This is a genomic window from Blautia sp. MCC283 (genome assembly GCF_018785565.1).
GTDB lineage: Bacteria > Bacillota > Clostridia > Lachnospirales > Lachnospiraceae > Blautia_A.
The window spans coordinates 1-15982 of the sequence record NZ_WQQB01000049.1 but is presented as its reverse complement, the minus strand read 5'-3'; the positions used below and the strand labels follow the sequence as shown (position 1 = coordinate 15982).

Below are 15982 nucleotides of genomic sequence, written 5' to 3'. Positions count from 1 at the left end.
AGGCGTTTTTTTATTATTATGAAAAAAATTATTCTACGGTAACACTTTTGGCAAGATTTCTTGGTTTATCCACATCCAGGCCTTTGTTTACACTTACATAGTAACCCAGAAGCTGTAACGGGATCACCGCCAGGGATGTTGCAAAATGCGGATCTGTCTTTGGAATATATACCGTGAAATCTGCAGTATCTTCAGTATTATAATTTCCAAATGTTGTAAGTCCCATCAGATATGCACCACGGCTCTTGCACTCAACCATGTTACTGATGGTTTTTTCGTAAAGTTTCGGCTGTGTCAGAACACCGATCACAAGAGTTCCATCCTCGATCAGTGAAATCGTTCCATGTTTCAGCTCACCGGCTGCATATGCCTCAGAATGAATATAACTGATCTCCTTCATCTTAAGACTTCCCTCAAGACTGATGGCATAATCAATTCCTCTTCCGATAAAGAAAATATCCTTGGCATTGGCCTGTTTGGAAGCAAACCACTGCAGTCTTTCCTTATCCTCAAGAATTCTCTTGATTTTCTCCGGGAGTGTCTTCAGTTCTTTTACATAGGCATCACACTGTTCTTCTGTGATCTCACTTCTGATCTTCGCAAACTGGAGTGCCAGCACATAGGCTGCGATCAGCTGTGTACTGTAAGCCTTCGTGGTCGCAACAGAAATCTCCGGACCTGCAAGTGTATAAAATACATTGTCTGCCTCTCTTGCAATAGAAGAACCGATAACATTCACAATAGCAAGTGTACGGATCCCTCTGGCTTTACATTCGCGGAGTGCCGCAAGGCTGTCTGCTGTCTCACCGGACTGACTGACAATGATCGCAAGGCCGTTTTTGTCCAGGATCGGATTACGATATCGAAATTCTGATGCCAGCTCTACACGTACCGGGATACGTGCCAGATCTTCAAACACATACTGTGCTGCCATACCGACATGATATGCGGAGCCGCAGGCAACGATATAGATCTGGCTGACATTCCTGATCGTATCCTCATCCAGTCCAACCTCGGAAAGATCAATTTTTCCATCTTTTACAACCGAATTGATTGTATCAGAAACTGCCTTCGGCTGCTCATGGATCTCTTTCATCATGAAATGTTCAAATCCGGCCTTCTCTGCTGCTTCCGCATCCCACTCGATCGTCTTGAGTTCCTTCTCGATCTCTTCTCCATCCAGATTGTAAAAGGTGATCTCTCCCTTTTTCACATGAGCCATCTCCTGATTTCCAATATAATAAACATTTCTTGTATATTTCAGGATTGCCGGAACATCTGACGCAATATAAGATTCCCCATCGCCTACTCCGAGGATCATCGGGCTGTCTTTTCTTGCCACAAAAATCTCTCCTGGATAGTCACGGAACATCATTGCAAGTGCATAAGAACCACGGATACGTACCATTGCATGGCCGACTGCCTCAACCGGTGATTCTCCATATTTCTTATAATAATAATCCACAAGGTTTACCGCAACTTCTGTATCCGTAGCAGAATAAAAAGTATATCCTTTGCGGAGAAGTTTGGCCTTCAGCTCCTGGTAGTTCTCAATGATGCCGTTGTGTACGGCAACAACATTTCCATTTTCACTGACATGCGGGTGTGCATTCGTCTCGGATGGCTCTCCATGTGTTGCCCATCTCGTGTGGCCAATGCCACAGGTTCCCGGAACCGATTCTCCTCCATTAGTCTTCTCGATCAGAACTTTAAGGCGACCTTTTGCCTTAATGACTTCTGTTTCTTTATCACCGTCACGCACTGCGATACCGGCGGAATCATATCCTCTGTATTCAAGTTTCGAAAGGCCATCCAGCAAAATCGGTGCTGCCTGATGCTTACCTGTAAAACCTACTATTCCACACATATTCTAGTCTCCTTTATAATATGTATAACATTTTTTCTGTGAAAGTATATCACATATTTCTTTTTTTTGCGATAAATACTTTTTCCCTAACGTTCTGTGATCTTTCCCGGATTATCGATCAGTATTTTTTTTACATATTCTTTTCCCATTATTTTTTCCATTTTTGCAGCGCATTTACCAATCTGGGGGATTCTTTCATTCTGCCGGTGCCCGTCTGAGCCTACAAAATCCAGGATTCCCTGTTTCATCAGTTTTTTCGCGAATAATTTCGCTCCAAATCCACTTTCTCCGCTGATCGTATCCGCATTGATCTGGATATAAGCCCCTGCTTCTCTTAACTCTTCAAGAAACCTGATATCGCTTCTGGTCGCCTTATAACGTTCTGCATGGGCAATGATCGGAATAAATCCGTTCATCAGAAGACTTCGTACCCTTTCTTCTATATAACTCTTTTCATCACTGTTACTGAATTCTACAAGTACATATCTGGAACCGGCCAATGTAAGTCTCCGGCCTTTTTTCAGGCATTCTACCATATCCATACTGGAATGCAGTTCACAGCCCAGATAAAGCTGCAGGTCACCCTGTCCGATCTTGATGGCTTCTCTTCTCAGCTGCATAAACTGTCTTGTTACAATATTCATATGTGGCTCAAACATTTCATATCGAAAATGGGGTGTCAGTATTACATGTCGCACGCCTTCTTTATATTCTTTACTCAGCATCCACAGGGATTCTTCCATATTCCTTGCGCCATCATCTACCCCTGGCAGAATATGGCAATGAATATCATAAAGTCCTTTCATCAAAACAATCCTTTCATTTCTCTTAGCAGTATCTCTGTGTTTTCTCTCGTGGCTATTATACAATCCTGTCATTTATTACGCAAGGTCTTTATTATTCTTCTCTCCTATGTTAAAATAGACCCACGGCAATGAGTGCAGCAGTTACAGGAGGAGCCTTATTTTTTTGCCAACCGTGATTGGCTGCCATAAGGAGGATATAAACATATGACAAAACAGGAATTTCAGAAACTGACTGAGAACCATGTCCTGCTGCTGGATGGTGCTACCGGTTCCAACCTGATGAAAGCAGGAATGCCAAGAGGTGTCTGCACAGAGAGCTGGGTGCTTGAGCACAAAGATGTGATCCAGTCCCTTCAGAAAGCTTATATTGAAGCAGGAAGCCATATTATTTATGCACCTACATTCGGTGGAAACCGCATTAATCTCACCATGCACGGTCTGGAAGATCAGATTGAGCAGATCAACCATACCCTGGCCGGCTACACCAAAGAGATAACACCGGAGGGCGTTTATGTTGCGGGAGATATCACCACAACCGGTAAGATGATGGCCCCGGCCGGTGATATGACCTACGAAAAAGCCTTCGAAACCTATCAGGAACAGATCGGTTATCTCCGTGACGCAGGTGTGGATCTTATCGTAGCGGAAACCATGATCAATATTGAAGAGACACTGGCTGCTGTAGATGCCTGCCAGAGTGTCTGCGATCTCCCGATCATCTGTACTGTGACTGTAGAAGCAGACGGAAGTATCTTCAGCGGCGGCAATGCCGTAGAGGCTGCTATGTCCCTCGAAGCTGCCGGTGCCAGTGCAGTCGGCATCAACTGCTCTGTTGGTCCGGATCAGCTGGTATCTGTTGTCCGTAATATCAAAGAGAATGTTTCCATTCCGGTTATCGCCAAACCGAACGCGGGAATGCCGCAGATCGATGATCTTGGTAATGCCGTTTACAGCATGACACCTGCTGATTTTGCAGGCTATATGAAGGTGCTTGTTGAGAACGGAGCTTCTGTGATTGGCGGATGCTGCGGTACTACACCGGAATTTATTTCAGAAACCGCACGTGTTCTCGGACTTCGATAACTTAACAAAGCGGATTTGAAATATACACCTGGAATTTCCAGCATGGTAATCATACAAAAAATCCTGAGAATCCTATGCGAAATATAACATAGAAATTCTCAGGATTTTTATTTGTTTCTGTTTTTCAGAAAAAGGATCTCCTATAATCTCCGATACTATTGCTCTTCCGGCCTGTTTGACGCATCTGCAAATGCTGCACGGATTGCTTTTCGTACCGGAAGTACACATGCCGGAACCACAGAAAGTCCATCCACTCCCATCTGGATAAATTTCTCTGTAAGATTGGAATCTGCTGCCAGCTCCCCACATATGTAAACATTACATCCGGATTTATGTCCTGCTTCTGTCACCATACGGATCATCTTTACAAGTGCGGGATGATGGTCGTTGTATTTATTCTTAAGAAGAAGATTCTGCCTGTCCATAGCCAGGGTATACTGGGTCAGGTCATTGGTTCCGAGACTCAGAAAATCCACACGTTTTCCCAGTTCTTCACTGATCATAACTGCAGCCGGTGTTTCGATCATGATTCCGGTACGGATATTTTTGTAGGGAATATTCTTCTCATCCAGGCCTTTTTTTACCTCCTGGATCAGTTTTTCGATCTCATCCAGTTCTTCCTCCGATGTGATCATCGGATACATCAGACTGATGTTTCCATAGGCACTTGCCCGGTAAATGGCACGAAGCTGGGCTTTGAACATTTTTTTCCGGTCAAGGCAAAGTCGGATACCGCGGTTTCCCATCATAGGATTGACTTCATCCGGGATGGCCATATATTCTGCCTGCCGGTCTGCACCCAGATCTACGGTACGGATCACAACCGGACGGCCTTCCATATCCTCCGCTACCTTCTTATAAGCACGGAACAGCTCGTTCTCTCTTGGATAATTTTCTCTTCCAAGATACTGAAATTCACTTCGGAGAAGTCCGATACCTGTGGCTCCATAATAAAGAACCGTATTCAGATCATCCAGATTTCCGATATTGGCCAGAAGTTTGATCTCTTTTCCATCGGCCGTGATATCCTCCTGATTACGAAGTCTTAAGAGTTCTTCCCGTTCTTCCATATCTGCCGTATGGCGGATCTCATATTCCTTCAGAAGTTCCGGTTCCGGATCAATATACAACGTTCCTGTATATCCATCCACAATAGCCATGTGACCGTCCCATTCTTTCTGTATTTCCACTTCCACCAGTGTGGGAACTGCCATGGATTTCGCCATGATCGATACGTGGGAAATGATCGATCCCTGATGCATGACTATCGCCAGAAGGCTGGATTTGTTCATCTCCAGGAGTTCATTTGGGGAAAGCTGCTCTGCCGCAAGGATCACCGGCTCATCTCCCAGATTGATCCGCGCATGGGAACCACCCATGGCGCCGATCAGAAGTTCTGAGATCTCCCGGATATTTTCGATCTGTTCCTTGACAGCCTCGTCTTCCAGCTTGCGAAATACATTGGCAAGCTCATCTCTGGTTGTCTGGACCGCATAAGCCGCACTGACCTTTTCTGTTGTGATCATGCTCTCTACAGCCCGCTGGAAACTGCCTCCGCTTAAGAGCTTCAGCTGACGTTTCAATGTCAGCTCCTGCTCTTTTGGGAGGGGTGCTCCGTTTTTATACATATGCTGGATCTGGGTCTTTACTGCTGTCCTTGCATGGTCCAGACGATCCAGCTCTTTTTTTACATTGTCTACCATAGACTGACGGATCTGGTATTCGCCCCTGTGGTAATACAGTATTTTTCCAATGGCTATTCCGGAAAAAGCGGATGTGCCTTTGTATATTTCCACCTGAAAAACCCCCTTACTGGTCTGTCCGCCTTAATCGCAGGCAGCTTTAAATTCTGTCCAGATCTTATTGTATTCCTGCTCTGCTTCCTGGCTTACGTTCTGCACGATCTCGCCCTTGGTCACATCATCCGGTACAACCAGGTTCGCATCTACCAGATCATCTGCTGCCTTGTTTGTATTATAATAACCTACAGAATTGATGCATTTTGCAGTTACTTCCGGCTGCAGGATATAGTTGATAAATTCATTGGCAGCCTCCGCATTCGGTGCCTCACTTGGGATAAAGGTTCCAAGAATACCAAATCCAAGACCTTCCTCCGGATAAACCACCTTCAGGTCCGGGTTATCCTTCAGCGCCTGTGTTACCTGGGATGTGTAGAGGAATGCCACACTTGCCTCTCCATTGAGAAGTGCATTCTGTGTATTATCATCCTGGATCATACGGATATTCGGTGCAAGCTCCTTCAGTTTCTCACCGGTCTTGGCAATCACATCCACATCCTCTTCATTCATGCTCTCACCCATGGAAAGCTGTGTGATTCCGGCAATTACACGGTAATTTCCGATGATCGCCACGCTGTCTTTCAGGGATTCATCCCAGAGATCTTTGTATCCTTTGATGTCGATATCTACCTGATCCGGATCATAAACGATCAGCGGAATTCCTGCACCGTATGGTACGGTGTACTCGTCATCCGGATCATAAAACTGTCCCTGGAAAAGCGGATTGATGTTTCCGAAATTGGTAACAGTATCCTTGTCGATCTTCTGGACAAGTCCTTCTTTTACCGCACTGTCGATAATGTAATCATCTGCAATTACCACATCGTAATCGCCGCCTTTTGCCTGGGAAAGTTTCTCAAGCATGGTCTCATCGGTATCAAAGTTAGAATAGACAACCTTGGTTCCTGTTTCTTTTTCAAAATCATCCAGCACTTCCTGCGGAACCATTCCGTCCCATGTGTAAAGTACCAGTTCATCTTTATCCTTTGCACTGACGCTGACACCTGTTACCATAGATGCTCCAAGTGCCGCACATAACATGATCGCTGCCGCTTTTTTTGCTTTCATAGAACCTCCTTCATGTCTCTCTCTGACGTCTTGTTATTTTGCTTTTACCTTGGTCCAAAGCTCTGCAAATTTCTGCTTGATCTTTGGCTTCTGGTATCCGAAGATTTCATTCTTTGGATTATCGATCTGCGGAATATAGGAATCAATTCCCTCATAAGTTCCGTTTTTCATCTCCTCGAACGCACTTTTTACAGTAGAAGTATATCCTACTTCTTCGGTATTGGAAAGAGCATTTTCATCATCCAGCATAAAATTGATGAACTCATGAGCCAGATCTACCTCATTACAGTCCTTGGTGATGACCATCGCATCATACCAGGTATTGGTTCCCTGCTTTGGAGTGTAATAATCAAGATCCGGATTCTCACTGATGATATAAGAAGCGTCACCGGAATAAACCACTGCCATTGCTTTGTTTCCGGAGATCATATTATCGATCACATCATCTCCTGCATAGATCGGATCCATGGTATCACGCTGGTTGATCAGCCATTCATAGGCTTCCTGGATCTCGCCCAGATCTGTGGTATTCATGGAGTATCCAAGTGCTTTCAGGGCGATCATAAAGGAATCTCGTTCGGAATCATACATGTAAAGATTTCCTTTATATTTCTCATCTGCAAGAATGTTCCAGCCCTCTTTATCCAGATCGTCCTGTAATACTACATTCTTATTATAAAGGATTCCGACTGTTCCCCAGAAATACGGGCAGGAATAACGATTTCCTGGATCGTAGTCCTTGTTCTGTACTTCAGGAAAAAGATTCTTCTTATTCGGAATCTTTTTCCAGTCAATAGACTGAAGGTATTCTTCCTTGATCAGCCTCTCGATCATATAATCAGAAGGTACCAGAACATCGTAGGTCTCACCGCTGGCAAGTTTTGTATACATCATCTCGTTGGACTCAAACGTCTCATAGACAATGGTACAGTTGTACTGTTTTTCAAATTTGTCGATCAGGTTCAGATCCATATATTCACCGGCATTATATACACGAAGTACATGGCTTCCCTGGCTTACAAGCGTCCATTTTCCAAAAACGACCACCAGGATCACAGCCGTAACTGCTGCCACGATCTTTCTTGTTCTCGGATTCATCTTCTTTACTGTAGAATCCTGAAGCTTCGGCAGTATCAGATTTGCAAACAGCAATACCAGTACGATCACCACGATCACGAGCGTTGACAGTGCGTTGATGGTCGGATTGATACGCTTCGTCATATTATATACAACGATGGAGATATTTTTTACTCCATTTCCGGAAACAAAATAGGAAATTACGAAATCGTCAAAGGACATGGTAAATGCCAGAAGCGCTCCCGCAAAAATTCCCTCTTTGATCATAGGCACGATAACTTTTGTAAGGGCCTGATATGGCGTTGCACCAAGATCCATCGCCGCATTGGCCAGGTTAGGGTCCAGGTTTCGCACCTTCGGATATACACTGGTAATTACATAAGGCGTACAGAACGCGATATGTGCCAGCAGCATGGTCAGATAACCTTTCGTCATTCCCAGAGAAGAAAACAGAAGCATCAGACCGATAGCTGTTACGATCTCCGGGTTCAGGATCGGAAAGTTATTGATGGTAAGTACCAGTTCCTTCAGTACTTTTCTGGATTTGGAAAGGCCGATGGCTGTAATAGTTCCCAGCACTGTGGAAATAATTGTTGCCAGGATTGCCACTGTGACAGAAACATAAACTGCCTTGCTGATCTCCATGTTGTTGATCAGCTCCCCGTACCAGCGCAGGGAAAATCCTGTAAATCTGGTCAGGGACTTGGACGAGTTAAAGGAAAAAATCATAGTCACAAGGATCGGCAGGTAAAAAAATGCCAGACACAGCACTACATATAATTTTGAAAATATGGTATTTTTTCTTTTCATCTCCTGCCTCCTTTAATCGTCCTGGGTGTCCATCTTCTTCATCAGGCTCATAAAGATCAGGATGATCACTGCCAGGATCAGAGAGATGGCACTTCCAAAGTTCCAGTCACCTACGGAAATAAACTGTGACTCGATCAGGTTACCGATCAGCATGTACTGACCGCCGCCAAGAAGCTTCGGAATAACGAAAGTTGAGATGGACAGAAGGAATACCATCATAACACCATTGACCACACCTGGCATGGAAAGCTTCCAGGTGACTTTCCAGAAGGTCTGGAATGGATTGGCCCCAAGGTCATTGGCCGCCTCGATCAGTGATTTATCCATTTTACTTAAAGAAGTATGGATCGGAATGATCATAAACGGCATGAAGTTACAGACAAGGCCCACAATAACCGAAAAATCTGTATACATCATGGTGATCGGTGAAATTCCCAGCATTTTCAGAAGGTTGTTCACCAGACCATTGTCTGAAAGAATATTCATCCATGCATAAGTACGAAGGAGCATGTTGATCCACATGGGGATCGTAACCATAAGGATGAGAAAACTCTGCACCTTCTCGGAGTATTTGGAAATAATATATGCCAGCGGATATCCGCACACAAGACAGATCAATGTGGTCAGGATACCCAGGCGAAAAGATTTCAAAATAACACTTAAATAAGTAGTTTCCAGGAATTTTGCAAAATTCGCCCATGTAAAATGTAAAGTCAGAACTTCATTTCCATCTGAGGTAAATGCATAAAGTACGATCAGGATCAGTGGTACCACGATCAGGATCGAAGCCCAGATGATGTACGGCTTGATCAGATGTTTGAACTGTTTCATTAGTATCCTCCCATTCTGCACATAACATGGATATCCTCAGGACCAAACTTCAGTCCTACTTCTCGTCCCACTTCCGCATAATCGGTAGTGTGCACCATGTATGTGCGAAGCTCCGTCTCGATCAGGATCTCATAATGAACACCTTTGAACGTAATGTTCCGTACAGTTCCTCTGATCTTGGCCTGATCCGGTTCCACAATATCCAGATCCTCCGGACGGAGAACCACCTCAATGGCTTCGTTGTCCTCAAATCCCTTATCCACACATTCAAACTGGAAACCATCAAACTCTACCAGGAAATCTTTGATCATCGTTCCTTCTATAATATTGGATTCTCCGATAAAACCTGCCACAAAACGGTTTTCCGGCTCATTGTAGATGTCTGTCGGGCTTCCGATCTGCTGGATCTCACCGTTGTTCATAACAACTACGGTATCGGACATGGAGAGAGCCTCTTCCTGGTCATGGGTAACATAAATGAAAGTGATTCCTACTTCTCGCTGGATCTTTTTCAGCTCGATCTGCATCTGTTTACGGATCTTGGCATCCAGAGCTCCAAGAGGCTCATCCAGAAGAAGGACTTTCGGCTCATTGACAAGAGCTCTGGCAATGGCAACTCGCTGCTGCTGACCGCCGGAAAGAAGGGTGACGTCTCTTTTTTCGAAACCTTCCAGACCTACCATCTTCAGCATTCTTTTGACTTTCTGCTCAATGACAGTTTTATCTACTTTTTTCAGATTCAGGCCGAAACCGATATTATCCATAACATTAAGATGTGGAAACAGCGCATATTTCTGGAATACCGTATTGATCTCCCTTTTATATGGAGGAAGCTTGGAGATCTCAATGCCGTTAAACAGCACCTCTCCACCGCTTGGTTCCTCAAATCCTGCGATGATCCTCAAGGTTGTTGTTTTTCCACAGCCGCTGGGTCCCAGAAGCGTAAGGAATTCGTTTTCGTGGATATCCAGGTTGATTCCCCGGAGCACCTGCTGGTCATCAAAATTTTTTGTGAGATTTTTTAACTCGATCAGTTTATTGCTCATCTCTCTTATTCCCCTTCCCGCGTTTTCCCATGATCAGATACACGGCCAGCACAAGGAGGATCACTCCCAGCATCATAGTACAAAGTGCATTGATCTCCGGCGTAACGCCTGTTTTCATCTGTGTGTAAACTTTTATCGGCAGCGTGGATACACGCGGACCGGTCACAAAAATGCTGATCACCACATCATCCATGGACATGGCAAAAGCCAGCAGAGAGCCGGATATGACAGCCGGCATGATCAGAGGCAGGGTAATGTCCCAGAATGCCCGGAAAGAACCGGCGCCAAGATCTCTGGCTGCCTCTTCCAGGGACGGGTCCATTCCCACAAGCCGTGCTTTTACTTCCATTAAAATATAGGGCACGCAGAAAACCGTGTGTCCGATCAGAAGTGTCAGCATTCCAAATGGCAGGTTCAGCATATAGAAAAATGCCATCAGTACCATTCCCAGAATGATCTCCGGGATCATCAGAGGCAGAATGGAAATGTACTCCATCACCCCTTTTGTTTTCCAGTGGATCCTGGAAAGTCCTACAGCCCCCAGTGTTCCGATCACTGCAGATACCCCGCAACTGGATATAGCCAGAATCAGGCTGTTTTTCAATGCCTGGATCAGATCTCTGTCATAAAACAGTTCCTGATACCATTTCAGGGAAAATCCGGTAAAACGCACCGGAAGTCTTGCTTCATTAAACGAAAATACCACTACCACGCCAATGGGCAGATACATAAGGAAAAACAGGATTCCCAGGTACAGTCCTGAAAGTTTTGAATTCTTTTTCATCCGATTCCCTCCAGTTCCTTCACATTGGTGATCTTCCTGTACAGTACGATCATCAGAGTGGTCAGTATCATCAGTACCACCGCCAGTGCCGCGGCAAAAGGCCAGTTATTCCCTCTTGTCATCTGCTCCTGGATCAGGCTTCCTACCAGTACGATCTTATTTCCGCCCAGGATATCCGCAATAAAAAACAAGCCCATAGATGGAATAAAGGTAAGGATCACTCCGGAAAGAAGTCCCGGCAAAGTCAGCTTAAAGGTAACACTCCAGAAAGCTTTCCATCTGCTGGCTCCCAGATCTCTGGCTGCCTCCACCAGTGACCAGTTCAGTTTTTCCGCACTGGAATACACGGACAAAGCCATAAACGGTAGCAACACATAGATCATACCGATCACAATGGCAGGATAGCTGTACAGGATTTTTAAAGGCTCCTGAATGATGCCAAGTTTCATCAGCAGATAGTTCAAAAGACCCTTTTTCTGGAGAATGATGATCCAGCCGTACAGACGGATCAGGGAATTCACCCAGAAAGGCAGCATCAGAAACAGCATGGCAAGCTTCTTTTTCCCCTCGGAAAGCTTTGCCATAAAATACCCAAATGGGTAACCTACCAGGCAGATGATCAGGGTACTGGTGATGGCAAGGCGAAAAGATCCCGTAAAAGTCTGTAGATATACCGGTTCCAGGATCTGTTTATAGTTATCCAGTGTAAATTTCCAGTTCACACCATAGCCGCCGTCTGCCGTGAAAAAGCTCAGTGCGATCACATACAGAAGGGGCAGCGCAACGAAGATCAGTGTGAAAAGATACAGCGGCAGGATCATCCATACGGAGCCTGCACCACGCTTACGCATTGGTGCCTCCCTGGTCCACCAGTACGGCATCTGTGGGAAGAAAACAGCAGCGCACCTTTTCTCCTACGCTGACGTTTGTATCAATGCCATAACGACTTGCCACGATTTCCTGGCCTTCCGAGGTTTTCAAAACAACACGGAGCTGGCCGCCGGCGAAAGTTTTTTCAATGACTTCGGCATTTAAGCCATCACAGTCATTATTTTCTTCAAATCGGATATTTTCACTTCTTACCGCAATGGTGACCTTTTCTCCTTTTTGGAGCAGATATTCCTTGTCTGATTCAGCCGTGATATTAGCATTGTTCATTGATACTTTTACTTTTCCGGCGTCAGTTCTTACTGTGATCAGTTTGGAAGTATCGCCTGTTTCCTCTGTACCAATGTTTTCCACAACACCGGTAAGGATATTTGCATTTCCTACAAATGTCGCCACATAACTGGTCTTCGGGTGGTTATAGATCTCATCCGGCGTTCCGATCTGCTCAAAGCGGCCGTGGTTCATCACTGCGATCGTGTCAGACATATTGATGGCTTCTTCCTGGTCGTGGGTGATATAGATAAACGTGATCCCCAGCTTCTTCTGCAGGCGTTTCAGCTCGTGCTGCATGGCACGCCTCAGCTGCAGATCCAGTGCGCCAAGGGGTTCATCCAGAAGAAGGACTTCCGGATTGTTCACAAGAGCTCTGGCAATGGCTACACGCTGACGCTGACCGCCGGAAAGTTCTGAAGGCTTTCGCTTCTCAAATCCGGAAAGCTGAACCAGTTCCAGCATTTCTTTTACCCTTCTGCTGATTTCCGCTTTCGATGTTTTTTTCAGTTTCAGTCCGTAACCAATATTATCTGCAACATTCATATGGGGAAAAAGTGCATAGTTCTGGAAAACCGTGTTCACATTACGCTGGTTCGGTTCCAGGGATGTCACATCTTTTCCATTCAGAAAAACCTGTCCGGAATCTGGCTGTTCCAGGCCTGCGATGATCCGCAGTGTGGTGGTTTTTCCACAGCCGGAAGACCCCAGCAAGGTAACAAATTCTCCTTTTTTTGCTGTAAGACAGATGCTTTCCAGGACGTCCTCCCCTTCCTGGAAGCTCTTTTTTATATTTTTGAGTTCTAATGAAATTTCGGACATTTAACTCTCCTTCTATTTACTATTACACAGATATTTCTATCTCTTTTTCAAATATGAACCTCACTTGTCTCAACACTTATCGCTCTGTGCGTTTACAAATATCTGAGTTATGAGGCATGCGGATATCCATCCCCCGCAGGGAAATTTCTTGATGCAAGATTGCTTATTGCACCCACTCAGGGGACTTCTTTGATGCAAGATTACTTATTGCACCCACTCAGGAACTTCCTCGATTCGGTTAACTACTCATTCTCATGGAAATTATCCCTTATATACTGACAATAAGTTTCTTTATTAAATACCGGTTTAAATTCCCGACAGATTTTTTTTGCTTCTTTTGCCTGATCGCAGAGAAGGTGATACGTAGTCAGTGCCAGAAGTTTGGCTGGTTTGATATAAGCCAGTTCTTCATCTACGATCCGAAAATCTGCCCCGTGAAGTTTTCCCTCAAATCCTCCAAATGTGAAATTCAGCACAGGAAACAGATGGGTCAGATCTCCCACATCGGTACAGGCATTGTTAAAATCTGCCGGCTTTGAGCACCGGTATGTCGCATCCAGAAGCTTTACGGATTCCTCCATCACTTTGTCTGCACCTCTGTGCAGGATCGGCATATATCCCTGAAGCGGTTCTCTTTCAATCTTTCCACCAAATGCATAGGCAGCTCCGTCATAAGCGCGGTCCATTTTTTCCTGAGTTGCGCGTATCGCATCAAGGGATGCCGCACGGACTTTTGTCTCGATCACCGCTTCGTCCGGAACCGCATTGATCACATCTCCGGCTTTTCGGATCACGTTATGAAGGCGCACATGGTCTTCCTCCCGGAAAGTTTCCCGCATCAGTCCCATCATCTGAATCGCACTGGAAGTAATGCTCAAAGCATTTACTCCATCCCAGGGATCAATGGCTGCGTGCGCTGCTTTTCCTCTTACTGTGACACGCTCTGCGGAAAATCCATTGCAGGCTGCATTCCCCAGATAAAAGTCTTCTTCTACCGGCATCATGTGTACATGTGTGGTCATAATAATATCCGAATGATCAAATTCTCCAAGCCGGATCAGCTCGCTTTTTCCGGATGCCGGAAAACCGATTCCCTCTTTCCGGAGCCGTGCACGTTTATCTGCATCAATGTATTCTTCCGCCGGAACGGCAAAAAAAGATACGGACCCAGACAGAGAGGCTTGAACCTCCTCATTGGTCAGTGCCAATGCTGCGCCGATCATGGCTGCAATCTGTGCGTGGTGTCCGCATGCATGTGCTGTCCCGTTAACGGGATCAGCCATCGGATGCGACTTACATCCGATGGCATCAAGTTCTCCAATAATAGTAACATTCGGTCCGTCCTGTTCCATCCACTCTGCGCGGACCCCTGTGCGTGCAAGTCCTCCATGTACACGAAGTCCCAGACCACGCAAAAAAGCCGCTACGTGTGCGGCTGTTCTCTCCTCATAAAACCCCGGCTCCGGATGACTCTGGATATCCTTCGCAAAGGCTATGATCTCGTCTCTGTGTTCATCTATTGTCTGAATGATTTTTTCTTCAATATAATTCATGTTGCATAACCTCCATTTTCCGCAGGTTAAGCTATATGATATCATAAAATAGTGGGTTTGGAAATAGGTATTTTGTGGAGATATTTCGCCACCCCGTCATTTTCATTAGATTCGATGATTCCGGTTGCCACAACTTTCAGTTCACTTACTGCATTTTCCACTGCATAGGCTTCATCCGCAATTTCAAACATATCAATATCGTTTTTCCCATCGCCAAAAACAACTAATCTGTCACATTCCAGTTTTTGTTTTAACTGCAAAGCAGCTTGCGCTTTGGATGCTTTTTGTGGCATGATCTCCAGCCATTGTTCTCCTGTATAGATGTCTTTCTGATAAACAACGTGATATTTATTTTTATATTTATGATAAAATGGTTCCAGTTTCTCCGGCTTATCAATACATGTGATATAAAAAAGATTCCCATCCATCAGTTCCGATTCTGCGGTTACAATATTAGTGCGTTTGTCACCTCTTCGGCTGTTTAAAAAGGCCTGCATTCCGCTTGTTGCTTTTTCCGGTATATAAGAAAATTTTTCGATATTATTCTGATATGAATATATGATCGGATATATTTCGTGTGCAAAAAGATCTTTTAATACCTCATATACGTCCTCCTCAAAATAATTGGCAATGAGGATTTCCTCTGTGATATTATCTTTTACGAATGCACCGTTGTATATAATAAGAGGAAAATGTGTGTTAAGACCTTCTGTTACTTTTTTTGCTGTATTTAATGAACGGGCTGTTGCATAGGAAAATAACATGCCTGAGGCAGTTAAGGTATTGATTGTTTTTATTGTATACGTGGATAAGGTTTCATTTTTTCGTAAAAGAGTTCCGTCAAGATCTGATACGTATAATGTTTTCATAAATAGCTCCTTTCGTTTTGCTGTGTAGAGAAAAAGTGTTTTCGGATGATAATGGATGAATTAATATAAAATATTTCTTATTATAGCACAAAAAAAGTGGCTGTTTAAGCCACTTTCTAATGATTGTATATTCAAAACTACATACATGTGTTTGTTGATGGTTAATCGTTTTTGTTGAATCAAATTTAACCTGCGTGCCGATTTGCCTTTTTTCACGGGCTCGCAGCTTGCGCTGCATCGCCTGTTCTTTTAGGCTACTCCAGCGGGGGACATCTCACGACTCCGTCGTTCGATGTCATTTGCTTCGCAAATGTTCAAGTCAGCTAATACTCATACGTCCACAAGCAAGCTTGCTCCCGTATGACCCTTACCTGCCTTGCCCGCTTCCTCGGCTGGTTGGTCAAGCCCT

13 protein-coding genes are annotated in these 15982 nt (G+C 44.7%); 1 reads left to right on the top strand and 12 read right to left on the bottom strand.

Features of this window, described 5'->3' with window-relative positions; translation table 11 throughout:
• Positions 1 to 28: 28 nt before the first annotated feature.
• Both glmS and GPK81_RS14500 read right to left on the bottom strand, forming a co-directional pair.
• Positions 29 to 1867, bottom strand: a complete 1839-nt coding sequence (gene glmS / locus GPK81_RS14505) for a glutamine--fructose-6-phosphate transaminase (isomerizing) (protein ID WP_021976533.1) — start codon at positions 1865 to 1867, stop codon at positions 29 to 31.
• 86 nt (positions 1868 to 1953) lie between these two features.
• Positions 1954 to 2673 (bottom strand): CpsB/CapC family capsule biosynthesis tyrosine phosphatase, encoded by a 720-nt coding sequence (locus GPK81_RS14500; RefSeq protein ID WP_118062665.1) that lies wholly within the window; start codon positions 2671 to 2673, stop codon positions 1954 to 1956.
• Positions 2674 to 2877: 204 nt separating this feature from the next.
• Here GPK81_RS14500 and GPK81_RS14495 point away from each other — a divergent pair, with 204 nt between their 5' ends.
• The gene (locus GPK81_RS14495; RefSeq protein WP_118062648.1) at positions 2878 to 3756 is read left to right on the top strand and encodes a homocysteine S-methyltransferase family protein; all 879 of its coding nucleotides are present in this window, start codon (positions 2878 to 2880) and stop codon (positions 3754 to 3756) included.
• A gap of 155 nt (positions 3757 to 3911) precedes the next feature.
• Here the strand turns inward: GPK81_RS14495 and ptsP are convergent, their stop codons facing one another.
• The 10 genes from ptsP to GPK81_RS14445 form a co-directional block, all read right to left on the bottom strand.
• The gene (gene ptsP / locus GPK81_RS14490) at positions 3912 to 5552 is read right to left on the bottom strand and encodes a phosphoenolpyruvate--protein phosphotransferase (protein ID WP_215707276.1); all 1641 of its coding nucleotides are present in this window, start codon (positions 5550 to 5552) and stop codon (positions 3912 to 3914) included.
• Positions 5553 to 5582: 30 nt separating this feature from the next.
• Positions 5583 to 6623: a polyamine ABC transporter substrate-binding protein gene (locus GPK81_RS14485; RefSeq protein ID WP_215707275.1), complete on the bottom strand. Its 1041-nt coding sequence runs from the start codon at positions 6621 to 6623 to the stop codon at positions 5583 to 5585.
• 33 nt (positions 6624 to 6656) lie between these two features.
• A complete protein-coding gene (locus GPK81_RS14480) occupies positions 6657 to 8510 on the bottom strand; it encodes an extracellular solute-binding protein (RefSeq protein ID WP_215707274.1) in 1854 nt (617 codons plus the stop codon).
• 12 nt (positions 8511 to 8522) lie between these two features.
• Complete coding sequence (locus GPK81_RS14475) at positions 8523 to 9341, bottom strand: ABC transporter permease (protein ID WP_021976528.1); 819 nt, start codon at positions 9339 to 9341, stop codon at positions 8523 to 8525.
• Positions 9341 to 10387 (bottom strand): spermidine/putrescine ABC transporter ATP-binding protein, encoded by a 1047-nt coding sequence (gene potA / locus GPK81_RS14470; RefSeq protein ID WP_021976527.1) that lies wholly within the window; start codon positions 10385 to 10387, stop codon positions 9341 to 9343. Before potA ends, GPK81_RS14475 begins: the two co-directional genes overlap by 1 nt.
• Entirely contained in the window at positions 10377 to 11171 is a 795-nt protein-coding gene (locus tag GPK81_RS14465) for an ABC transporter permease (protein WP_215707273.1), read from the bottom strand. Before GPK81_RS14465 ends, potA begins: the two co-directional genes overlap by 11 nt.
• Positions 11168 to 12022, bottom strand: a complete 855-nt coding sequence (locus GPK81_RS14460; RefSeq protein WP_021976525.1) for an ABC transporter permease — start codon at positions 12020 to 12022, stop codon at positions 11168 to 11170. The genes GPK81_RS14465 and GPK81_RS14460 overlap by 4 nt, the downstream gene beginning before the upstream one ends.
• On the bottom strand, positions 12015 to 13151 hold the full coding sequence (locus GPK81_RS14455) for an ABC transporter ATP-binding protein (protein WP_215707272.1): 1137 nt from the start codon (positions 13149 to 13151) through the stop codon (positions 12015 to 12017). The genes GPK81_RS14460 and GPK81_RS14455 overlap by 8 nt, the downstream gene beginning before the upstream one ends.
• A 242-nt stretch (positions 13152 to 13393) precedes the next feature.
• A complete protein-coding gene (locus GPK81_RS14450; protein WP_118062653.1) occupies positions 13394 to 14704 on the bottom strand; it encodes a peptidase dimerization domain-containing protein in 1311 nt (436 codons plus the stop codon).
• A 41-nt stretch (positions 14705 to 14745) separates the two neighbouring features.
• Positions 14746 to 15573: an HAD family hydrolase gene (locus tag GPK81_RS14445; RefSeq protein ID WP_118062654.1), complete on the bottom strand. Its 828-nt coding sequence runs from the start codon at positions 15571 to 15573 to the stop codon at positions 14746 to 14748.
• Positions 15574 to 15982 lie beyond the last annotated feature (409 nt).